At 32.9% G+C, this 22,166-nt stretch carries 19 protein-coding genes; 10 read left to right on the forward strand and 9 right to left on the reverse strand.

The window, feature by feature from the left end; genetic code table 11:
• Nucleotides 1–37 precede the first annotated feature (37 nt).
• The 6 genes from EYY60_RS15205 (at nt 38) to EYY60_RS15230 (ending at nt 8,240) form a co-directional block, all read left to right on the forward strand.
• Nucleotides 38–1,012, forward strand: coding sequence for a transglutaminase domain-containing protein (locus EYY60_RS15205; protein ID WP_132990169.1), 975 nt, complete (start codon nt 38–40; stop codon nt 1,010–1,012).
• Nucleotides 1,013–1,059: 47 nt separating this feature from the next.
• A complete protein-coding gene (gene pncB, locus EYY60_RS15210; RefSeq protein WP_132990170.1) occupies nt 1,060–2,235 on the forward strand; it encodes a nicotinate phosphoribosyltransferase in 1,176 nt (391 codons plus the stop codon).
• A 163-nt stretch (nt 2,236–2,398) separates the two neighbouring features.
• A complete protein-coding gene (locus EYY60_RS15215) occupies nt 2,399–4,267 on the forward strand; it encodes a DNA topoisomerase IV subunit B (protein ID WP_132990171.1) in 1,869 nt (622 codons plus the stop codon).
• 25 nt (nt 4,268–4,292) lie between these two features.
• Nucleotides 4,293–4,862: a hypothetical protein gene (locus tag EYY60_RS15220; RefSeq protein ID WP_132990172.1), complete on the forward strand. Its 570-nt coding sequence runs from the start codon at nt 4,293–4,295 to the stop codon at nt 4,860–4,862.
• Nucleotides 4,863–4,887: 25 nt separating this feature from the next.
• Nucleotides 4,888–7,608, forward strand: a complete 2,721-nt coding sequence (locus EYY60_RS15225; RefSeq protein WP_132990173.1) for a DNA gyrase/topoisomerase IV subunit A — start codon at nt 4,888–4,890, stop codon at nt 7,606–7,608.
• A gap of 128 nt (nt 7,609–7,736) precedes the next feature.
• Entirely contained in the window at nt 7,737–8,240 is a 504-nt protein-coding gene (locus tag EYY60_RS15230; protein WP_235832336.1) for a hypothetical protein, read from the forward strand.
• Between the two features lie 33 nt (nt 8,241–8,273).
• On the opposite strand, the gene EYY60_RS15235 is transcribed toward EYY60_RS15230, so the two are convergent.
• The 7 genes from EYY60_RS15235 to murQ form a co-directional block, all read right to left on the reverse strand.
• Entirely contained in the window at nt 8,274–8,903 is a 630-nt protein-coding gene (locus EYY60_RS15235) for a 3'-5' exonuclease (RefSeq protein ID WP_132990174.1), read from the reverse strand.
• A gap of 2 nt (nt 8,904–8,905) precedes the next feature.
• Nucleotides 8,906–10,828 (reverse strand): DUF294 nucleotidyltransferase-like domain-containing protein, encoded by a 1,923-nt coding sequence (locus EYY60_RS15240; protein WP_132990175.1) that lies wholly within the window; start codon nt 10,826–10,828, stop codon nt 8,906–8,908.
• 147 nt (nt 10,829–10,975) lie between these two features.
• On the reverse strand, nt 10,976–11,347 hold the full coding sequence (locus EYY60_RS15245; protein ID WP_132990176.1) for a DNA topoisomerase IV: 372 nt from the start codon (nt 11,345–11,347) through the stop codon (nt 10,976–10,978).
• Nucleotides 11,348–11,626: 279 nt separating this feature from the next.
• Nucleotides 11,627–12,202, reverse strand: coding sequence for a DUF1572 family protein (locus EYY60_RS15250; protein ID WP_132990177.1), 576 nt, complete (start codon nt 12,200–12,202; stop codon nt 11,627–11,629).
• Between the two features lie 2 nt (nt 12,203–12,204).
• A complete protein-coding gene (locus tag EYY60_RS15255) occupies nt 12,205–12,777 on the reverse strand; it encodes a pentapeptide repeat-containing protein (RefSeq protein ID WP_132990178.1) in 573 nt (190 codons plus the stop codon).
• Between the two features lie 85 nt (nt 12,778–12,862).
• Nucleotides 12,863–13,084: a DUF6095 family protein gene (locus tag EYY60_RS15260; RefSeq protein ID WP_132990179.1), complete on the reverse strand. Its 222-nt coding sequence runs from the start codon at nt 13,082–13,084 to the stop codon at nt 12,863–12,865.
• Nucleotides 13,085–13,241: 157 nt separating this feature from the next.
• Nucleotides 13,242–14,054, reverse strand: a complete 813-nt coding sequence (murQ, locus tag EYY60_RS15265; protein ID WP_132990180.1) for an N-acetylmuramic acid 6-phosphate etherase — start codon at nt 14,052–14,054, stop codon at nt 13,242–13,244.
• Between the two features lie 167 nt (nt 14,055–14,221).
• On the opposite strand from murQ, the gene EYY60_RS15270 reads away from it, so the two are divergent.
• From EYY60_RS15270 to EYY60_RS15280, 3 genes are all read left to right on the forward strand, one after another.
• Complete coding sequence (locus EYY60_RS15270; RefSeq protein WP_132990181.1) at nt 14,222–15,367, forward strand: helix-turn-helix domain-containing protein; 1,146 nt, start codon at nt 14,222–14,224, stop codon at nt 15,365–15,367.
• Between the two features lie 57 nt (nt 15,368–15,424).
• Nucleotides 15,425–16,573, forward strand: coding sequence for a helix-turn-helix domain-containing protein (locus EYY60_RS15275; protein ID WP_132990182.1), 1,149 nt, complete (start codon nt 15,425–15,427; stop codon nt 16,571–16,573).
• Between the two features lie 153 nt (nt 16,574–16,726).
• Nucleotides 16,727–19,108, forward strand: a complete 2,382-nt coding sequence (locus tag EYY60_RS15280) for a TonB-dependent receptor domain-containing protein (RefSeq protein WP_132990183.1) — start codon at nt 16,727–16,729, stop codon at nt 19,106–19,108.
• Between the two features lie 97 nt (nt 19,109–19,205).
• Here EYY60_RS15280 and EYY60_RS15285 read toward each other — a convergent pair whose 3' ends face one another.
• Both EYY60_RS15285 and EYY60_RS15290 read right to left on the reverse strand, forming a co-directional pair.
• Nucleotides 19,206–19,874, reverse strand: a complete 669-nt coding sequence (locus EYY60_RS15285) for a ZIP family metal transporter (protein WP_132990184.1) — start codon at nt 19,872–19,874, stop codon at nt 19,206–19,208.
• An 87-nt stretch (nt 19,875–19,961) separates the two neighbouring features.
• Nucleotides 19,962–20,726 carry a class I SAM-dependent methyltransferase gene (locus tag EYY60_RS15290; protein WP_132990185.1) on the reverse strand — a complete coding sequence of 255 codons (765 nt, stop codon included), beginning with the start codon at nt 20,724–20,726 and terminating at the stop codon, nt 19,962–19,964.
• Nucleotides 20,727–20,837: 111 nt separating this feature from the next.
• Between EYY60_RS15290 and EYY60_RS15295 the strand changes: the two genes are divergently transcribed.
• Nucleotides 20,838–22,001: a THUMP domain-containing class I SAM-dependent RNA methyltransferase gene (locus EYY60_RS15295; protein WP_132990186.1), complete on the forward strand. Its 1,164-nt coding sequence runs from the start codon at nt 20,838–20,840 to the stop codon at nt 21,999–22,001.
• Nucleotides 22,002–22,166: the final 165 nt, after the last annotated feature.

The raw sequence follows: 22,166 nt of genomic DNA on the forward strand, positions 1-22,166 counted from the left end.
ACTCCATTTTAAACTATTCCTAAATCTTAACCTCATAATGACATCAAAGAAAATTGTTTTCGCATTCTTTTTTTTTAATTTAATCTTTATAACTTCTTCATATTCCCAACAATATAGCGCTATTGACAGTATTGTATTAAAATATCCTGATTTTGGTAGCACCGAAAAATTAGCAGAAAGAATTAAGACAGATTTTACCACAGAACATGATAAAGCAAGAGCAATTTACAGCTGGATTGCCTTAAATATAGAATATGATTTAAAAACGTTTTTAGATCCTCCTGCGCCAAAAGTGTTTTCAAAAAGTGATTCTGACTGGGCAAAGCAAATTCAGTTGCAAAATGCAAAAACAGTCCAAAAAGCATTTCGATCAAGAAAAGCAGTTTGTGAAGGTTTTTCGCGTTTGTATGAACATTTAGCAATTTTGACGGGTTTAAAATGTCAGGTGATATCTGGAGATGCTAAAGTTGAATCGACGGATATTGGCAGAAGAAATTTTGTTGTAAATCATGCATGGAATTCGGTTCTAGTCGATGGAAAGTGGATTCTAGTTGATGCTACTTGGGGGCAGGGAAGTTATGACTATCGTCGAAAAGTACTAGTGAAAAAATTTACTCCGATCTATTTTGATATGGATCCGAAATATTTTAATGCGAAACATTACGCTGAGAATGCAATGTACAAAGGAAATACAGGTAATAAAGCCGAATTTTTGAATGGGCCTCTTATATATGATGAATTTATAGAAGAAAATTGCGAAGTTTTAATGCCTTTTTCTGGTATTGTCAATGCAAACGATGGCGATAAGATTACCTTTAAAATTAAAAATCTTTCAAAAATAGATGACCTATATTATCTCGGTAAAAAAGAAGAAAAAATACCGGTAGAAAATTCAAAAGTAGAAAATGGAGTAATGGAATTTCAGCTTACCTATCAGAAAAAATTAGGACGTTTTATCGAATTTTATCGTTTTGGAAAATCTTTCGCAACATTTAAAATAATTCCAAAATAAATTAAATTGCCGTATCTTAGCAAGGAATGATCTGAATGTAACGGGCTATGGAAACAACTTTTCTGAAATCAATCTTAGATAATGATTTCTATAAATTCACGATGCAACATGCGGTAATTAGGCTTTTTCCAAAGGCAAAAGTTCGTTATGGATTTATAAACCGTGGAAAGCATATTTTTCCAGATGGTTTTGCCGATTTGCTTCGAAAGTCTGTAGATGCCATGGCAGATCTTCGCTTGACGAAAGAAGAAAAGAATTATCTGTCACATTATTGCCCTTATCTGGATCCAACTTATTTGGATTTTCTGCAAGGTTATAGTTATGATCCGTCTGAGGTTCAAATTTCTCAAGAAGGTTCAGAAATAAAAGTTACCGTTGAAGGTTTTTGGTATAGAACTATTTTGTGGGAAGTGCCTTTAATGGCCTTGATTTCAGAACTTTTTTATAAATCCAATCATTTAATTCGTCTAAATGATGAAGCCATTAAAGAGCTGACCAAAGAGAAAATTGATAAATACAATAAACTTGGCGTTTCTATTTTAGAATTTGGAACAAGAAGACGTCATTCCTATGATGTACATGAACTGGTAAATGAAACCCTACAAGCTTATGGAGGGCAGAGCTTCATTGGAACCAGTAATGTGCATTTTGCTATGGTTAACAACAGAAGGCCTTTAGGTACACATGCACACGAATGGTTTATGTTTCATGCAGCGCAATACGGTTTTCAGGTGGCGAACTTTATAAGTCTTGAAAATTGGACAAATGTTTACGGTGGAGATCTCGGAATTGCGTTAACTGACACCTATACGACAGAGATATTTTTCAATCAGTTTGATAAAAAATATTCAAAACTTTTTGATGGCGTTCGACATGACAGCGGAGATCCTATAGAATTTGCAAAAAAAGTGATTTCGCATTATACAAAAATGGGAATCGATCCAAAATCAAAAGTAATCGTTTTCTCCGATTCACTTAATTACGACAAAGTAAAAACGATTGTTGATTTCTGTCAGGACAAAATAAAAATGTCTTTCGGAATTGGAACAAATTTCACCAATGATGTGGGGCTTCCGGCAATGAATATGGTGATCAAATTAACCGACACAAAACCTGATAATACACATTGGCAAGGTGTTGTGAAACTTTCTGACGAAAAAAATAAAAATACGGGAACGCCCGAAATGATTGCGCTCGCAAAAGAAGTACTCGGAATCAAATAGTATTTTTTTGTTTCATCGCTGATTTTTTATATTTTTAACGGTCGTATTTTTTAAAATCAATTTAAATTGGTTTAAAAACTGTTATTATTCGTAACAAAAGAAAAAATAGACTTTCATTTTTTACCGATAAATGGTACATTAGCCAAAAATCCTAAATTCATTTATGCTAGAGCAAAATCAATACAACGAAGATAATATTCGTTCACTCGATTGGAAGGAACATATTCGTATGCGTCCGGGTATGTACATCGGGAAATTAGGGGACGGATCATCACCGGATGATGGTATTTACATTCTTTTAAAAGAGGTTTTAGACAACTGTATCGATGAATTCGTTATGGGTGCCGGTAAAACTATCGAAGTATCTATAAAAGATAAAACAGTTACAGTTCGTGATTATGGACGTGGAATTCCGTTAGGAAAAGTAGTCGATGTAGTTTCGAAAATGAATACCGGAGGAAAGTACGATTCTAAAGCTTTCCAGAAATCAGTTGGTTTAAATGGTGTCGGAACAAAAGCGGTAAATGCGCTTTCTACTTTTTTTCGTGTGGAATCTGTTCGTGATGACAAACAAAAAGGAGCAGAGTTTTCGGCTGGAAATTTAGTTTTAGAAGAAGATGTAATCGATACGACCAAACGTAAAGGAACGAAAGTAGTTTTTACGCCAGACGAAACGATTTTCAAAAACTATAAATTCCGTTTAGAGTATGTAATCAAAATGGTTAAAAACTATTGTTACTTAAACAATGGTTTGACGATTATTTTCAACGGAGAAAAATATTATTCAGAAAACGGACTTCGTGATTTATTGGAAGAAACGATCAATGAAGAAGATTTAGAATATCCAATTATTCACTTGAAAGATCACGATATTGAGGTTGCGTTAACACACAGTAAAACGCAATACAGTGAAGAATATCATTCTTTCGTAAACGGTCAAAATACGACACAGGGAGGAACGCACTTAGCGGCGTATCGTGAAGCGGTTGTAAAAACGATTCGTGAGTTTTACAACAAGAATTTCGAAGCATCAGATGTTCGTAAATCGATTGTAAGTGCTATTAGTATTAAAGTGATGGAACCGGTTTTTGAGTCTCAGACTAAAACTAAATTAGGTTCTACCGATATGGGTTCTGATGATGGAACGCCTGCAGTTTCTGTTCGTACTTTCGTTAACGATTTTATCAAAACAAAACTGGATAATTATCTTCATAAAAACCCGCCGACAGCCGAAGCTTTATTGCGTAAAATTCTTCAGGCTGAACGTGAGCGTAAAGAATTATCAGGAATTAGAAAACTGGCGACAGATCGTGCTAAAAAAGCCAATCTTCACAATAAAAAATTAAGAGACTGCCGAGCGCATCTTCCAGATACCAAAAACCCAAGAAACTTAGAAAGTACACTTTTTATTACCGAGGGAGATTCGGCTTCTGGATCGATTACAAAGTCGCGTGACGTAAATACACAAGCGGTTTTCAGTTTACGTGGTAAACCTTTGAATTCATACGGAATGTCTAAAAAGATTGTGTATGAAAACGAAGAATTCAACTTGCTTCAAGCGGCACTTGATATCGAAGACGGACTAGAAAAATTACGCTACAACAATATCGTAATCGCAACCGATGCCGATGTCGACGGAATGCACATTCGTTTGCTTCTAATTACGTTTTTTCTTCAGTTTTTCCCTGAATTAATCAAAGAAGGGCATTTGTATATTTTGCAGACACCGCTTTTCAGGGTTCGAAACAAAAAAGAAACGATTTATTGTTATTCTGAAGATGAAAGAAAAGACGCGATCGAAAAATTAAAACCAAAACCAGAAATCACCCGATTTAAAGGTTTGGGAGAGATTTCACCAGATGAGTTCAAAAACTTTATTGGAGATACGATTCGCCTTGATCCTGTTATGATGGATAAACATACTTCGATAGAACAGTTGTTGTCTTTCTATATGGGGAAAAATACTCCGGATAGACAAGAGTTTATTATCAAGAATTTGAAGGTGGAGATTGATGAGCTTGAAGAGGTTTAGTTCACTTTTAGTCTTATCAATTATCTTGGGGATAGTTGTTTCTTGTAATAAAAATAAAGCTTTTGATGGAGAAAAAAATCTAGACTATTCTGATGTTTTTGATTTAGAAAAAGAAGCAATTAAAAAGATTGAAATATTTTCTTATCCAGATAGATTAGCTTGGGATACAATAAGGCATAAAGAAATTATTATAAACAATAAGATCGATTTTGATACTTCAATGATTAATGAAAAAGTCACCTTATTGGAAGAAACTCAAATAAAAGAGTTATTTGATTTGATTAAAATCCATTGTAAAGTTGAAGGTGATGTTGCTCCTTATTCAAGTTGTTATATGCCAAGAAATTTAATTCTCTTTTATAATAATAAAAATAGAATTATAGGACATATTGAGCTTTGCTTTGAGTGCGGAACATCTGAGTCATCTAATAATCTTAAAGAAAATTGGGATTATTGTAAAGATGATGTAAAAGATTTTTTCAAGAAAGCTGGAATCAAATATTTTGTTGATTCAGAAGAAAAGGAAGAAAAAGAAAGATTGTTTTTGGATAGTTTGAAAACAACAAAAATAGTTAACAAGAAAGTTTTAAAATAAAATACTGAAATAATTCAGCATAAAAATGAAAGACGAAGAAGACGATAACATAATTCCAAACGAAGACGAGAATAATCAAGATGAAAACCTGATGGATGACAATCAGGATGGAAATGACGATGAGATTATCGATGTAGACGCGAAGCATTTTGAAGGAGCGCATTTTTACGAAAATCAGGAAGAAGAAGGAGAAGACGTTATTACCAAAGTAACCGGAATGTACAAAGACTGGTTCTTGGATTATGCTTCGTATGTAATTCTGGAGCGTGCAGTTCCTGCTATCGAGGACGGATTTAAGCCTGTTCAACGTCGTATTATGCACTCTTTGAAAGAGTTGGATGATGGTCGTTATAATAAAGTAGCCAATGTTGTTGGTCACACCATGCAGTATCACCCACACGGAGATGCAAGTATTGGTGACGCTATGGTACAGATTGGTCAGAAAGATTTATTAATTGACTGCCAAGGAAACTGGGGTAATATTTTAACAGGAGATGGTGCTGCTGCACCCCGTTATATTGAGGCACGTTTGTCTAAATTTGCTTTGGAGGTTTTATATTCTCCAAAAATTACCGATTGGGGTGTTTCGTATGATGGACGTCGTGCAGAGCCAAACAATCTTCCTGTAAAATTCCCTTTACTCTTAGCACAAGGAGCAGAAGGTATCGCAGTTGGGCTTTCTACAAAAGTGCTTCCTCATAATTTCAATGAATTAATTGATGCTTCGATTAAAATTTTAAAAGGAAAGCCATTTACGCTTTATCCTGATTTTATGACACAGGGTATTGCCGACGTTTCGAATTACAACGACGGAATGCGTGGCGGTCGCGTTCGTGTGCGTGCTAAAATTTCGCAGTTAGACAAAAATACATTGGTAATTACGCAAATTCCGTTTTCTACTAATACATCGAGTTTGATTGATAGTATTTTGAAAGCTAATGAAAAAGGCAAAATCAAAATCAAGAAAATTGAAGATAATACTGCTGCCGATGTTGAGATTTTAATTCATCTTTTCCCAGGCGTTTCACCAGATAAAACAATTGATGCTTTGTTCGCTTTTACAGCCTGTGAAACATCTGTTGCGCCTCTAGGTTGTGTTATTGAAGATAATAAGCCATTGTTTATTGGGGTTTCTCAAATGTTGAAAATTTCGACAGAGAGAACTGTTGATTTGCTTCGTCAGGAATTAGAAATACAATTAGAAGAATTAAAAAATAAGTGGCATTTTTCTACTTTAGAGAAAATCTTCATTCGTGAAGAAATGTACATCGACTTCAAATTGTATGGTGACAGAGAATCACTTTACAAATATTTATATGATCGTTTTGAGCCATTTAAGAAATCTTTCGTAAGAGAAATCAACGATGACGATTTACAACGTTTGACTCAAATTCCGATGATTCGTATCACACGTTTCGATTCTGATAAAGCCGACGATTTAATCGCTAAGTTAGAAGAAGAAATGAAGGAAGTAGAGTATAATCTGGAGCATTTAACGGATTTTGCAATTGCTTATTTCACTAAATTAAAAGAGAAATACGGAAAAGGACGCGAACGTCAAACAGAACTTCGTGTTTTTGATAACGTTGAAGCTACAAAAGTAGTTTTACGTAACACAAAACTATACGTAAACCGTGAAGAAGGTTTCGTTGGAACAAGTTTAAAGAAAGACGAATACGTAGGTGATTGTTCTGATATTGACGATGTTATTGTGTTTTTACGTGACGGAACATTGATGATCACAAAAGTAGATGCCAAGACTTTTATTGGAAAAGACATTATACATGCTGCCGTTTTTGATAAAAACGATAAACGTACCATTTATAATATGATGTATCGTGATGGTAAATCAGGTCCATCTTATATTAAACGTTTTAATGTTACTGGTGTAACGCGTGATAAAGCTTATGATTTGACAAATGGTACAAATGGTTCTCAGGTCGTTTATTTTTCACATAATCCAAATGGAGAAGCTGAGGTTGTAACGATATTATTGCGTCAGGTTGGAACGATTAAGAAACTGAAATTTGATATTGATTTTGCTAAGTTAGCCATTAAAGGACGTGGTTCTAAAGGAAACTTAGTAACCAAATATCCAATCAAGAAAATCGAATTAAAAGAAAAAGGTATTTCTACTTTACTGCCAAGAAAAGTTTGGTTTGATGATACTGTAAAACGTTTAAATGTTGATGCAAGAGGAGAGCTTTTAGGAGAGTTTAAACCAACAGACAAAATCTTAGTAATTAGTCAGTCAGGAAAATTGAAAGTAATTATTCCAGAATTATCAACTCATTTCGATGAAGATATGATTGTCTTGGAAAAATGGAAACCTAAAAAACCGATTTCAGCGATTTATTATGATGGTGAAAAAGAGCGTTATTTCTTGAAACGTTTCCTTGTTGAAAATGAAGGTAAAGAAGAAAGCTTTATTACCGATCATCCGAATTCACAATTGGAAATCGTTTCGACTGATTATCGTCCTGTGGCGCAATTAGTGTTTGCTAAAGTAAAAGGAGTTCAAAAGGACGATTTACATATCGATGTGGAAGATTTTATAGCTGTAAAAGGTTTTAAAGCATTAGGAAACCAATTGACGACTGATAAATTAAGACAAGTTAATTTATTAGATCCGCTTCCTTACGAAGAGCCAGTTGAAGAAGTTCCTGAAAAACCAGAAATTCCAGAAGACGATCCTGTAGAAACAGAATTAGACGACGATGGTCAGATTGGTTTGGTTTTAGAATAAAAAATAAAAAACGCTAAGATTTAGTTCTTAGCGTTTTTTATATAAATGATTTTTGAGAATAGTTGCTCGCTTCCGTTGAGCAACAAGCGAAAGAAAGCAGTTTTTCTAAAAATAATGATCCATATTTAATGATTAAACCTACGACTGAGGATTCGACAGGAAAATCTTTTACGATAAGTTATTGGTCAACTTGTGCTGAAGAAGGAAACGACATCAAAGCAGGAACTGTTTTAGAATCTAAAGATGATTTATTTTTTATTGGCAAAACAGTTACTTTAATGACCAATACCGTTGGAGGCCGAAATAAACAAAATAACAAAGACCGAATTCTCGCTTATAGAAATGCATTATTAACTCGAGGCCGAATTGTAACTTTTGCTGATATTAAAGCATTTGGTTTTAATCATTTTAAAAATTCAATTGAAGATATTAAAATTGAAAAAGGAACGCGAAAGGAAATATCCGTTAAAGCTGGTTTTAGTCGAACGGTCGACATTTACATCAAAACAAATCCTGAAGAAAGAAAACATTTGTCAAATTCGGAATGGGATTATTTATGTGAGAGCTTTATGAAAAATCTTAAAAATAGATCTTCAAATGTTTTTCCATATCGTTTGTTTATTGATAAGTAGAATAAAAAGGTTTGAATAATTTCAAACCTTTTTTTATTTAAAAAGTTGATTCAGATTGATTTCTTTTTTCTCTCTCAATTTTTTCACAATTTTTAAAAATGCAATTGCTGTAATATATGCATCACCCAAAGCAGTATGCCTATCTTTTTTCGAAATATCAAACTTATCAGCCAGATCATCTAAGGTATAATGATCCTTTCGTTCAAATAAATGCGACTGAATCAAAGTCTTTTTGTATAAATAAGCTGTATCTAAAGTTTTGTTTGTCAATTGCGGAAGTCCATTTCGTTCTAAGGCCCTATTAATCATTGTAACATCAAAAATGGTATGATGCGCAATAATTATAGAATCTCCTAAAAAGGCTAAAAACTGTTGTAAAGCCTCTAATTCAGTTGGGCGCTTGACAAGAAGATCTTTTAAAATGCCATGAATTTGGGCGGTCGATTTATCATAATGATCTTGTTCGACATAAACTTCAAAACTGTCCTGAACAGAAATTACACCATTTTGTAAAACAAGAGCGCCTATGCATAATATTCGATCGTTTTCATAATCAAAACCTGTAGTTTCAGTATCTAAAACAACAAAACGAGTTTCTTCGATCGTAACATTTTCTTCAAACAGATTGTTTTCTTCTTTTTTCCAAAAATCAAATAAACTCATAATTAGACTAGATTTGAGATGTTAAAACGAACCGAAATTAATTCCTGAAGCTCTTTTATAGTTTTAAAAGTGCGCTTCAGTTTGATTTTTTCCATTTTGGTTAAAGATTCCAATTCGATAAACTGACCAGAATCATGATGCAGAAGACCTTGTTTGGTTCTGAATTTTAATAAAGCTTTAAACGAATACGAACATGACAAATACAATTCTCTATTTGTAGGTTCAAGTTCAGCCAGTTTTTCAAAACGTTCAGCGGTATTGCTGATTCCTTTTACCGAATGAGATAAGATTAAAAGACGTGCTGCATCTGTCAAAGGCATTAAAGCTCTTCGCTTAATATCAAAATTGTCTTTATTTGCACCATCTTGTTCAACCAGAAATTGCCTAAAAAAGCCTGTTGGAGAAGGGCTTTGCAAAGCTCCACTCACTAAATGCATATAAAAAATCGGATTCGCTTTTACATCTTCAAATATAGAATCGGATAACTGATTTACGATTTCAGAATCACCATAAGTTTTGCTGTAATCAAAGAAAATAAACGAGAGCAAAACTTCATTTTTTCCAGGATTTGTAATCCAATGATGTACTTGAGCTTTCCATTCATCTAAACTCATACACCATTTTGGACTCGAAGCCATCATGTCGGCAGGACAGTAATCGTAACCAATTTCAAAAAGACCTTTATTTACAAGACGAGCAAATTTTAAGAAATAAATTTTGGTTTCATCTCTAAAAACTTCATTTACATTTTCGTAAACAATCGCGTTATCTTGATCAGTATGAAGCATTTGTTCGCCGCGTCCTTGACTTCCAAGTGCCAGCCATGCAAATTTTACTGGAGGCGGACTGCTCATTTTTTCTAAACAAATTTCAATTACTCTATTTGTACAAGCTTCGTTAAGTTCAGTAATTATTTTGGTTATCAAAGTCATCGGAATGTTTTGATCTAAATAACCTTGAAGTAATTGCATGATTCGGTTTCGAATAGGCTTTATTTCTTTTATTTTTTTGGTTCGCTTTAAAGCTTTTATCAAAACAGCAGGATTATTTCCGAGTGCCACCATAACATCATGTTTTGATAAAATCCCGACAGCTTTGGTATTTACAGTTCCGTCTTTGGTCAAGCATAGATGGCTGATATTGCTTTTCATCATTGCCATTTGGGCCTCTGTAACCGTCATTTTTTTCGGATATGTAATAACAGGTTTTGTCATTATCGTTTCGGCGGTTGTCGTTATCGGAAAATCGCCTGTAACGATTTTATTTCTAAGATCTTTATCTGTCAAAATGCCAATTGGCAACATTTCATCTACAATTAAAATTGCACCAACTTTCTTTTTATTCATAATTTTTGCAACATCTTTAACCGTGGTTGACGGACTGCAGGTCACAATTTTTTTAGAATATTTTATGGGTGCTAAGTCAAAAGAATGATTGCTGGAATGAAGATTCTCATTCAGTTGATCATCATCACCGTATAATTTATCTTTATGAATATCAGAATATGGATTTCTGGTATTCGATGCATAACTTTCGATCAAAAAATTACCAACATTTCTATTTTCCAACGCATAAGGCTTAAAAACGGCAATCGGAATGGCGTATAAAATACTTTCCTCATGAGCGACTGCTTCCATAATGTAGTTTTCTTGCGCCAGAAGCGGACGAAGCCCAAAAATATCGCCTTCATCGCACATGTCTAAAACGGTGTTTTTAGTACTTTTTTTCAAAGCCACAGCGCCTTTATGAACCACATAAAAGGAATCGTGCGTTTTGTCATTTTCAGCAAAAATGACCGAATCTTTTTCTTTATAAATAATAGAAATTTGTTCCGACAGTTTTTCCAGATCCTTCTGATGCAAAAAATTAAACGGAGGATAATTCTTTAAAAAGTCGGCAACTCTTTGCGAAATGGTATTTTTCATGTGGCTAGATTAAAGTTCTAAAATACTATTTAAAATAGAAATGTAAAAGAAACACATTATAATAATTTGCCACAAAGGCACAAAGTCACACAGAAATAAATCCTTGGTGTCTTTGTGCCTTTGTGGCAGAAAAAAAAGCTTAATTATTTAATCGACTTTGTAAACTTTGCCTCGTTGTTTTTCTTCAGAACCAACTAGGCCAAATTCAAAAGTATAAGAATCTTTTTCGGTTGTTAGAATTTTCATGCTTATTGCTTTTTCTTCAGCCATGTTTTTTGGATGTTTTTTTTGCAGAACATATTCGCAGTCACTTACCCAGCGAATGGTTGCAGTATCTGTCTTTCCTTCAAAAGTTTCAATTTCAATACTGTCTTTTCGCTCAAAGAAGGTTGTTTTTTTGACTCCGTTGACTTCGGTTTCAAATTTGAACTTTCCGGTTTTGAAATCTTTGCAATTGTGTTCGGCATTATAGCAAGATACTAAAGCCAGAAAAGGAAATAAGAATATAATTTTTTTCATTTTAAGTAAGTTGTTTTTTTAGGAGCTAATCCTGCTGTCCGCTGTATCTTTTGTGCCGAACCCCGGCACAAAAGGATGCCGCTTCCATCAGGGCTAGGGCTTTAGTTTTCAAGAGCTCTTTTTAATTAAAGAACAAAAAGAAAATTACAAGAGTTATAAAAGTCAAAAAAAGCAAATTCCGTTTTTTATTTTTAGAACTCTGCTCTTCGGTTAAATTTGTTTTGCAGAATTTAATTAAGATCCACCAACATGTTCCGCCAAAATTTGCATAATATTCGATCATTTTAATCTTTTTAATTCGTCATCGGTAAAGTTCTTGATTTCTTTTTCTTTGGCAAACTTTTCGGCGTTATAATTTCCTGATTTATTTTTCGGAATCGACAAGCTGTTCCATTCACTGTTCTTCAATTGTTTAGCATAAAAAACAATTTGTCCAACATGATAAGGATAATGTGCCAATTGACGATTGATGGCTTCAATAACCGTATGGCCTTCATTTCGGATATAAATGATATCCGAAAGTTGATCAGGTTTCAAACTTTCCAGAGCATTTTCAAGACAATTCCAGCCTTTGTTCCAAACTTCCAGAACTTCTTCTTTAGATTGTAAATCATTTTCAAATTCTGCATCGCGGTTTCTCCAATCTTTTTCACCATCAGAAGTCAAAAAATCGGTCCAGCGCGAAAGCATATTGCCTGAAATATGTTTTACAATTGTAGCGATACTGTTGGTATCGTCATTAAAAGAAACAAAAAGCTGTACTGGCTCTAGCTGATCGATTGCTTTTTCGCCAAGCATCTTATAATATAAAAATTGCTTTTTAACACTTTCCAAATAAGATTGATCGGCACTCATAATTAAACGATTTTGATATCATATTTATCTAAAAGTCCAGCAATTCCCTCATTTGAAAATTGTGCTTTTTTCATCGGATTAAATTCAGGATCAATTTTATAATTGTAAGCAGTTCTAAAATTAACTCCCGCTAATTGTGTTTCGTTGAAAATAGCTCCATCAAGATCACAATTGTCAAATAAAGAACTCGTTAAGTTGGTTCCAATAAATGTTACTTCTCGTACGGAACAATTAATGAATTTTGTTTTTGGCATTTTTTTGTTCGAAAACAAAGTATAATCCAAAACACTTTCTTCAAAATGAACTTGAAATAAAAAATCATCGCATTCATTAAAAGCAATTCCTAAAAGTTTGCAGTTTCTAAAAGTGACATTTTTTAAACTTGTCCCCGCCAAACTTGTCATTGAGAGGTTGCAGTCAATAAATTCGCAATCTAAAAATGTGTTGTAGGCAAAATTACTGTTGGAAAAGTCACAGTTTTTAAAAACACAATCTTCAAACTCTCGATTGTTTATTTTTTTGTCGATGTAAACAACTTTTTCGAATGTTTTCTGAATGTGAATTAGACTTTCCATGAATGTTTTTTGGATAAAAAGAGTGAAATGCAGTTTATGATCAAACCCGACAGGTTTTAAAAACCTGTCGGGTTTATATAGTTAATTAGTCGTTAAACAAGCCCTTCATGATGATTTTCAGACCTAAAAAAATCAAAACCATCGAGCTTAAACAAGCAACAATTCCAATTCCTAAAACCAAATAATGCCAATTCGTATGCTGATTCATAAAAGCATTATAAATCAATGTTGGCCCAAGAAACATAAGTGGCAAGGCACCAGTCATATATTTAATTCCTTTTCCTAATAATTGTTTATTTGTTGCCATTTTTGTTTTTTTTCAGGTTTCAAGTTTCTCGTTGTTTTGTCATTTCGAGGAACGAGAAATCACACTAGAAATTCCGCAAAGTATGTCACCAATCTTTGTCGATTTACGCGTGTGATTTCTCGTTCCTCGAAATGACAAACTAGGTGCAGAAAACCTTTTACTTACTATAATTGTCAACAGCATTTCTTACGCTGCCGTATTTTTTTAATAATTCTGATGCTTCGTCATACGAAACAGGAATTTCTTCCATAATCATTTTAACGCCTCGATCAACCAATTTTACATTGCTCAACTGCATATCGACCATTTTGTTTCCACGTACTTTTCCTAGTTGAATCATCGCAGCAGTCGAAATCATATTTAAAACCAATTTTTGAGCAGTCCCAGCTTTCATTCTAGAACTTCCAGTTATAAATTCTGGACCGACAACTACTTCAATAGGAAATTGTGCTGTTAATGCCAGCGGACTTCCTGCATTACAAGTTATACATCCTGTAACAATATTATTTTGATTACAAGTTTCTAAACCACTGATAACATAAGGTGTTGTTCCAGATGCAGCAATACCAATTACAACATCATTTGAATCGATTTTATATTTTTGAAGATCAATCCAGGCATTTGTTGTACTATCTTCAGCATTTTCTACTGCACGTCTTATGGCTGTATCGCCGCCAGCAATAATTCCGTTTACTAAATCAAAAGGAACACCAAATGTAGGAGGACACTCTGAAGCATCAACAACACCAAGTCGGCCAGAAGTTCCAGCTCCAATATAAAATAATCTACCGCCTAATTTTAATTTTTCAACTATTTGAGGAATCAAAGCTTCAATTTGTGGCAAAGCTTTTTCTACTGCATAAGGGACAGTTTTATCTTCTTGATTAATATTCGACAACAATTCATGAACAGACATTTTCTCTAAATGTTCGTATTTTGAGGCTTGTTCAGTAGTTTTTGTAAATGTCATTTTATCGTTATTTAGACTGGCCAAAATTAATATTTTTTTCTCTGAATCCCGAAATTTAGATTACAAACTCACAAAGAATTGAAGTTTTGTTGGCGATGTTGCGAATCCTTTCTTACATCTGCAAAAAATGAACTAAAATATTATATTTGTTAAATAAAAAAATAAGAATGGATAAATTAGTTTTTTTGGATAGCGTTGCCCGTATTGCTGTCTTTGTTTCGTTATTACTAGCTCTTTTTTTGTTGACGGTAAAAACGGAAAATAAATTGGCTAATAGACTATTTGCTTGTTTTATTATTTTTTCAGCCGTTGATTTCAGCGGACTTTTAGCATATTCTCGTCCTTTGGAATATATGAATATAGAATTCTTCAGAAGTACGATCTGTTTGCTGGAAATGCCTTTGATTTATTTATATGTTTTAGCAGTTTGTTATTCGGATTTTCGATTAAAATGGAAGCATTTGGTCTATACAATTCCCTTTGTGGTTATGAATTTAGTTTTTGCACCGCGATTTTATTTGCAATCAGGTGCCGAAAAACAATATGTTTTAGATCATTTCAATGAAATGTTTGAGATTTATTTTTTTCAAATTTTAATCGAAGTTCAATATTGGTTTTATATTGCGGGCATGTTTTTAGTTTTAAGAAAATACAAAAGAATTTATCTTGAAAATTATACAAATCCCAGCACTTCTACCTATAAATGGCTTTTTCAGATGACCTGCGTTTTTGTAGTCATGCATTCTATTACGGCTACAAAAAATTTAATGCGTTACACAACTTCTAGAGATAATTTTCTTTGGGGAAATGTTCTTATGGTAGTGATGGCGTTGTGTGTGATTTGCTGGTTTGTAATGAAAGCTTTAAATCATCCGGAACTTTTTAGAGGAATTAATTCTAAAATACAATTAACAAAAGAATTTCTTTCTAAAGAAAATAATGATACGCCGGAAAAAATAAATGAGCAGGATGAAGCTGTTCTTTCTCAAATTTCAGCATTAAAAAATTATATGACAGAGAAAGAACCTTATCTTGACCCTTCTCTTACGATTCAAGATCTCGCAAATCAATTTAATTATCCTGTTCGTGATTTATCAATTTTGATTAATCATCATATGAATCAGCATTTTTTTGATTTTGTGAATGAATATCGCATTCAAAAAGCTATGCATATTTTGAAAGACGAATCTAAAAGTGACCTCACTGTTCTGGAAATTTTATACGAAGTTGGTTTTAACTCTAAATCTTCTTTTAATACTTCTTTTAAAAAGCATACGAATTTAACGCCGACAGCTTACCGAAATGCTTCTTAATAAGTGAATTGTGCTAAAAAACTAAAGTATTATATTTGTTAAATAATCAAAAAACGAATGAATAAGATAAGTTTTTTAACCGGTATGGCCGGAATATCAGTTTTTGTTTCCTTATTGCTAGCCTTCTTTTTGCTCACTGTGCAAACAAAAAATAAATTGGCAAATAGGCTATTTGCTTGTTATTTGATGTTTTTTGCCCTTGATAATAGCGGTATTTTTATTGACGATAACTTCATTACGAACCATTTTAATTTGGAGTTTTTTAGATGGACTATTTGTGTTTTGATATTGCCAGCTTTCTATCTTTATGTATTGTCGGTTTGTTTTGCTGATTTTAAGTTAAAATCGAAACATTTTTTGCATTTAATTCCGTTTGTTATTACAAATGTGGTTTTCTTGTTCAGGCTTTATCTTCTAAATGATGCAGAAAAAAAACTGTTTTATGAGCATCGCGATCAATCGCCAGAAATGTTTTATTTATTTCTCGTTTTAGGTTTGCAGACTATAATATATAGTATTGGTGTATTTTTGGTTTTGAAAAAGTATAGAGAAATATTTCAGGAAAATTATACGAACCCAAGAACTTCTATTTTTAAGTGGTTATTTCAAATCGCGACAGCACTTTTTGTTTTGTATTATCTATCAATAGCTAAAAATATGGTGCGATATGCCGCTCTTGATTTCTTGTGGATTTGGTCTAATACAATATTGCAAGTTTTGATTTTGGCAATAACTTGCTGGTTTGTTTTAAAAGCGCTGAATTACCCTGAACTTTTTAGAGGAATTGATTCTAAATTGCTATTGGCAAGAGAAATTCTTCCAAAAGAAACTCAGGATAATGTTGGAATAAAAGAGAGTCAAAACGAAATAATTTTAAACCAGATTTCGGCATTGAAACAATATATGACCGAAAAAGAGCCTTTTCTGGATCCTTCACTTACGATTCAGGAACTCTCTAATCAAATTGATATTCCGGTTCGTGATTTATCTGTTTTGATTAATCATCATATGAATCAGCATTTTTTTGATTTTGTAAATGAATATCGAATTCAAAAAGCCATGAATATCTTAAAAGATAAGTCTAAAAATCAGCTTACGGTTTTGGAAATTCTGTATGAAGTGGGTTTTAATTCAAAATCGTCCTTTAATACTTCTTTTAAAAAATATACAAAATTAACGCCTACTGCGTACAGAAACGCTTCATAATTAAGGGTTTGTAAAAAGTCGTACTTCGAGCTTAATAAAGTCGAACCAATTTCATCTCCAGAAATTGGTTCGACTTTTTTTTGTCGGTCGCCTACTCGAGATTTCTAAGGCAACTTTGCTTCAAATTAATCGAACAAGTTAAAATTAGAAACCATGAAAAAATTACATCTCTTTATTTTTTTAGTATTGCCATTATTTTGTTTAGCACAATCATTTCAATTAAAAGGAAAAATTTCCAGTGAAAAATCGCCATTAGAATGGGCAGAGATTTCAATTTCAAATTCAGAAGGAAAAATAATTGATGGCACAACAAGCAAGCAAGACGGCAGTTTTGAAATTAATCTAAAGAAAGGAAATTATAAAATAGCAATAAGCCTTTTAGGATTTACCGATTTTGAAAAAGAAATCTTAGTAGAAAAAGATACTGATTTGGGAATTATTATGATGAAAGAAAGTGAAACCCAATTGGTAGAAGTTGTCGTTCAATCAAAAAAGAAAACAATCGAACAGAAAACAGATCGTTTGGTCTATAATCTTGAAAATAATGTTACCAATGTTGCAGGAGATGCTTTGAGCGCCATTAATACGGCTCCCGGTGTTGTAGTGCAAAATAATACAATCAATATTTTAGGAAAGGGAACTTCTAGAGTTATGATTGATGGAAGAATTGTTGAACTAACGGGCGAAGAATTGAATAATTTTTTAAAATCAATTTCGGCTAGCGACATCAAAAATATTGAAATTATCAGCAATCCGCCTGCAAAATATGAAGCTGAAGGAACTGGCGGATTAATTAATATTATTATGAAAAAAGGAGCTCGCGATTCATGGAAAAACACAACTACCGCGTCTTATGATCAAAACAAATATGGAGTTTTTACTTTAAGAGATAATTTCTTTTACAACAAAAATAAATTTCGTTTCTCAGCAAGCATCAATGGAAAAACAGGTTATAAAAATGTAGATGAAGTTTCAGATGCTTATTTTGAAGACGGACTTTCGAATCTCAATGCAAGTACAAAATTGAAAAACGAAAGTCTATCTGGAAAATTAGCTTTAGATTATGATTTTTCAGAAAAAACATCAGCTGGTTTTCAAATTTTGAATGATAGAACAAATCCTGATTTTCAATCTGATATTGTAGTTAATAAGTACAATACAGAAAATCAATTGCAACATTACATCGTCAACAATAGTTTCGCAGACAGAGAATCCAGAAATCAAACGTATAATGCGCATTTGATTACAAAACTAGATCCATTGAACCGAAAATTATCTTTTGATGTAGATTACTTTAATTATAATTCAAAATTTGACCGTGAGTTTATTGCAAATAATTATTTAGCTGATGGAACTTTTGTTGATGTGAATCAATCCGGAAGAAATATTTCAAATCAGGATATTGATAACTTGAGTTTTAAAGCAGATATGGAACATCCTCTGGAAACGGTGAATTTGTCCTACGGAGCCAAAGTAAGTTTTACCAATAGTATAAGCGATGTACTTTATTATGATTCAATTACAGGAACTCCAGTGTTAGATCCAAGTCAATCGAATCGCTTTAAATACACAGAAAACAATCAGGCAGTTTATATAAACGGAGACAAGAAAATAAATGAAAAATGGAATCTTCAATTGGGATTGCGACTAGAGAATACACAAACAAACGGATTTTCTGAAACTCTGAATCAAGAAACGGTAAATAATTATTTCAAGCTTTTCCCGACTGTTTTTGCTTCATATAAAAAGAATGAGAATAATAGTTTCAGTTTGAATTATGGAAAAAGAATCAACAGACCTCGTTTTGATTTGCTGAATCCATTCCGTATTTACATCAGCAGTAATAGTTATTCAGAAGGAAATCCTTTTTTGAAGCCTTCTTTTAGTGATAATTTTGAGTTTGTTCATTCATACAAAGAAATTTTAAGAACAAGTGTCTTCTTAAATATAATTACAGATGGTTATGGCGTTTTATTTACTTCGAATCCAGAAACAAACACTCAGATCATAACTCGCGACAATTATTTTAAAAGTTTGAATTATGGTATTGGAGAAAATTATTCGGCAAGTTTTGCTAAATGGTGGCAAAGTGAAAATTCAGTATATTTTTTAGGCGCAAAAACGGAATTTATTAAGGATATCAATGCAACACCATCGAACAGTTTGCAAGTTGATTTTTCAACAAACAATACTTTTGTGTTAGGAAAAAATACAAAATTGCAAATTGATTTTTCATATACGACACCTTATAAAAGCGGTTTATATGAAATAGGATATGCCTCTAGTTTTGATATCGGATTTAAACAAGATTTATTTGATAAAACCATGCAAATTGCGTTTTTGGCAAATGATATTTTTAATACTTCTTATTTAAAAGATTTTACTTCGGTTGTAAATGGCGTAAAACAGGTTTATAGTAATAATGAAGGTAATAGATTTGTTCGTTTGTCTGTAGTTTACAATTTTGGAAATAAAAAAATAAATGTGAAGGAACGTAATTTCGGAAATCAGGACGAGAGAAAGAGAGCTAATTAAATTAGATAATTAGATAATGTGTCAATTAGAAAATTATCTCATTATCTAATTGACACATTATCTAATTGACACATTATCTAATTGACACATTAAGTTATTATAAAAAGAATGCCAATAAAATTCCGAGAACGATCATCGAAACTTTGGCGACATTGAATTTATGTCCTTCACTGCTTTCGAAAATAATCGTCGATGAGATATGGAATAAAATCCCGATTACGATTGCGGTTATTTCAGTATAATAGTCATTTAAAATAGATAAATATTCTGAAGCAATTGTTCCAAGAGGCGTCATGATCGCAAAAGTCAGCATGAAGGCAAAAATGGCTTTTTTATCCAAATCGGCATTGATGAAAAATGTCGTTAAAATTACAGCAATCGGCAAATGATGAATCGCAATTCCGACAGCCAAACCGTGATGATGACTAACAGGAAAACCTTCTAAAAAAGCATGAATACACAAACTGATGAATAAAAGCCATGGAATTTGAGACATTTTTGCGTGTCCGTGAACATGTCCGTGTTCTGCACCTTTTGAGAAAAACTCAAGTACGATCTGGAATAAAATGCCGACCATTATAAAGATGCCGATATTGTGGTTGTGAGATTCGTAAACTTCCGGCAAAAGATGCATTACAGTCAATGACAATAAAAAAGAACCGCTGAAAGCCAGCAATAATTTTAAATTGGTTTTGTTATTTGGTTTAATAAACAAAGCCACGCTATATCCTAAAAGTACAGAAAATAAGGGTAGTAAATAGTTCATTTATATTTGTTTAACCGTTGATTCGTTTAATCGCTTAATTGTTTTTGTTTCCGATTAAATGGTTTAACAATTAAACGATTAACTAATTTATTTAAAAATCATGATTAATCTTTCGCTTTCGGTTTTGTGGAATTTTTTGAGTTTGTAATCTCCAAAAATATCCAAAAGATAAATTCCAGCTTCATCCATTAAATCTTGAAAATCTTTTAAAGTCAGCGCTTTTACTTTTTCGGTAAAATGAAATTTTCGGCCTTGATCTTCAAAATCAATTTCTTTGAAAATATGACCGTCTTTAACATATCTTTTAATGTGAAAATCGATTTCATCAACAGTTTTGACTTCTTCAGGAACAAGAGTTTCAATAACTTGAGTCACATTCATAAAATCGATTACCGCAAAACCATATTCAGATAAACTTTCTTTGATGGCTTTTAAGGTTGTCAGGTTGTCATCGTCGCTTTCGAAATAACCAAAACTTGTGAAAAGATTAAAAATGGCATCAAATTTTTCTTCAAACGGCTCACGCATGTCATGAACTTTGAAATGAAGGTTTTCGTTGCTGTTTTTGCTGGCTTCGGCAATACTGTTTTCAGATAAATCAGCACCTAAAACATTATAACCTAACTGATTCAAATAAATAGAATGTCTTCCTTTTCCGCATGCCAAATCCAATACTTTTGCTTTTTCTGGCAAGTTTAGGTAATGCGTTAAGTTGTCCATGAAAATCTGAGCTTCTCTATAGTTTCTATCTTTATAAAGGATATGATAATACGGAGTATCAAACCATGATGTAAACCAGTTTTCGGTGTTACGATCTTGATTAGGTGTTGATGAGTTTGGTGCTTCAGACATTTATTCTATTTCAATTAATTCAAAGTCCGGCAAATTTAGTGTATTTTTGCCGAAAAATAACTATTTCGCTATCATAGGTAATGGTGATTGGCTTTTTTTAATTGAAAAAAAATGGAAGAAAATTTTAAAATGATAGCCAAATGTTTTTTTGGTTTTGAAGAAATATTAGAGAATGAGTTGCGCGCACTTGGTGCTCAAGATGTTGAGAAAGGTGTGCGAATGGTAAGTTTTAAAGGAGATAAAGGTTTTATGTACAAAGCCAATTTATCGCTTAGAACTGCGCTTAAAGTATTGAAGCCAATTTATTCTTTTAGAGCAAATAACGATCAGGCTTTGTATAAAGGAATTTCAGGCATGAATTGGGCTAAATTTCTAAATGCCAATCAAACTTTTGTGATTGATACTACGGTACATTCGACTTACTTCAACCATTCTGAGTTTGTTTCACAAAAATGTAAGGATGCAATTGTTGATCAATTTAGAGAAAGAACAGGCCAGCGCCCAAGCATTGACAAGCAACATCCAGATTTGCGAATCAACATTCATATTGACAAAGATCAGGTTTCGGTTTCTTTAGATACTTCTGGAGCTTCACTTCATCAGCGTGGTTATAGAACCGCTACAAATATTGCTCCTATTAATGAGGTTTTAGCGGCTGGAATTCTTTTACTGTCAGGTTGGGACGGACAAAGCCATTTTCTAGATCCAATGTGTGGTTCAGGAACTTTCTTGGCCGAGGCGGCAATGATTGCTTGCAATATTCCAGCAAACATCAACAGAAGAGAATTTGCTTTTGAAAAATGGAAAGACTGGGATAATGACTTATTTGACAAGATTGTCGATAGTTTGATGAAAAAAACTAGAGAGTTTCATTATACAATAAAAGGTTTTGACAAAGCGCCGAGTGCAGTCAGCAAAGCTAAGGACAACATCAGAAATGCAAATCTTGAGGATTACGTAACCATTCGCGAAGACAACTTTTTTGATACTGAAAAAGAAGTAGAAGGCAAGTTGCATATTGTTTTTAATCCGCCTTATGATGAGCGTTTGGATATTCATATGGAACGATTTTATGCCAGTATTGGTGATACTTTGAAGAAAAATTACCCAGGAACGAATGCTTGGTTTATTACAGCAAACTTAGAAGCCTTAAAATTTGTTGGTTTAAAACCTTCAAGAAAAATCAAACTTTTCAACGCAAGCCTTGAAGCACGTTTGGTTAAATACGAAATGTATGAAGGAAGTAAAAGAACAAAATTTCAGGTTTCTGAATAAGTAACAAAGAGACAAAGTTTCAAAGTAGCAAAGATTTTAAAACTTTACCCGCTTTGAAAAAAACATGAAATCATAAGTCAAAATAAATAATTATAACGTTGGAAAGCTTTAAAGTTGTGAAGAAAAAACTTTGCAACTTTGTTACTTTGCAACTTTGAACTTAAA

The sequence above is a fragment of the Flavobacterium zhairuonense genome (genome assembly GCF_004352915.1).
Classification (GTDB): domain Bacteria; phylum Bacteroidota; class Bacteroidia; order Flavobacteriales; family Flavobacteriaceae; genus Flavobacterium; species Flavobacterium zhairuonense.

What these genes read in the sequence shown, in the direction of transcription:
- EYY60_RS15205 (WP_132990169.1), top strand. Translation starts at nt 38, where the DNA reads ATGACATCAAAGAAAATTGTTTTCGCATTCTTTTTTTTTAATTTAATC.
- pncB (WP_132990170.1), top strand. Translation starts at nt 1,060, where the DNA reads ATGGAAACAACTTTTCTGAAATCAATCTTAGATAATGATTTCTATAAA.
- EYY60_RS15215 (WP_132990171.1), top strand. Translation starts at nt 2,399, where the DNA reads ATGCTAGAGCAAAATCAATACAACGAAGATAATATTCGTTCACTCGAT.
- EYY60_RS15225 (WP_132990173.1), top strand. Translation starts at nt 4,888, where the DNA reads ATGAAAGACGAAGAAGACGATAACATAATTCCAAACGAAGACGAGAAT.
- EYY60_RS15230 (WP_235832336.1), top strand. Translation starts at nt 7,737, where the DNA reads ATGATTAAACCTACGACTGAGGATTCGACAGGAAAATCTTTTACGATA.
- EYY60_RS15235 (WP_132990174.1), bottom strand. Translation starts at nt 8,903, where the DNA reads ATGAGTTTATTTGATTTTTGGAAAAAAGAAGAAAACAATCTGTTTGAA.
- EYY60_RS15240 (WP_132990175.1), bottom strand. Translation starts at nt 10,828, where the DNA reads ATGAAAAATACCATTTCGCAAAGAGTTGCCGACTTTTTAAAGAATTAT.
- EYY60_RS15245 (WP_132990176.1), bottom strand. Translation starts at nt 11,347, where the DNA reads ATGAAAAAAATTATATTCTTATTTCCTTTTCTGGCTTTAGTATCTTGC.
- EYY60_RS15250 (WP_132990177.1), bottom strand. Translation starts at nt 12,202, where the DNA reads ATGAGTGCCGATCAATCTTATTTGGAAAGTGTTAAAAAGCAATTTTTA.
- EYY60_RS15255 (WP_132990178.1), bottom strand. Translation starts at nt 12,777, where the DNA reads ATGGAAAGTCTAATTCACATTCAGAAAACATTCGAAAAAGTTGTTTAC.
- EYY60_RS15260 (WP_132990179.1), bottom strand. Translation starts at nt 13,084, where the DNA reads ATGGCAACAAATAAACAATTATTAGGAAAAGGAATTAAATATATGACT.
- murQ (WP_132990180.1), bottom strand. Translation starts at nt 14,054, where the DNA reads ATGACATTTACAAAAACTACTGAACAAGCCTCAAAATACGAACATTTA.
- EYY60_RS15270 (WP_132990181.1), top strand. Translation starts at nt 14,222, where the DNA reads ATGGATAAATTAGTTTTTTTGGATAGCGTTGCCCGTATTGCTGTCTTT.
- EYY60_RS15275 (WP_132990182.1), top strand. Translation starts at nt 15,425, where the DNA reads ATGAATAAGATAAGTTTTTTAACCGGTATGGCCGGAATATCAGTTTTT.
- EYY60_RS15280 (WP_132990183.1), top strand. Translation starts at nt 16,727, where the DNA reads ATGAAAAAATTACATCTCTTTATTTTTTTAGTATTGCCATTATTTTGT.
- EYY60_RS15285 (WP_132990184.1), bottom strand. Translation starts at nt 19,874, where the DNA reads ATGAACTATTTACTACCCTTATTTTCTGTACTTTTAGGATATAGCGTG.
- EYY60_RS15290 (WP_132990185.1), bottom strand. Translation starts at nt 20,726, where the DNA reads ATGTCTGAAGCACCAAACTCATCAACACCTAATCAAGATCGTAACACC.
- EYY60_RS15295 (WP_132990186.1), top strand. Translation starts at nt 20,838, where the DNA reads ATGGAAGAAAATTTTAAAATGATAGCCAAATGTTTTTTTGGTTTTGAA.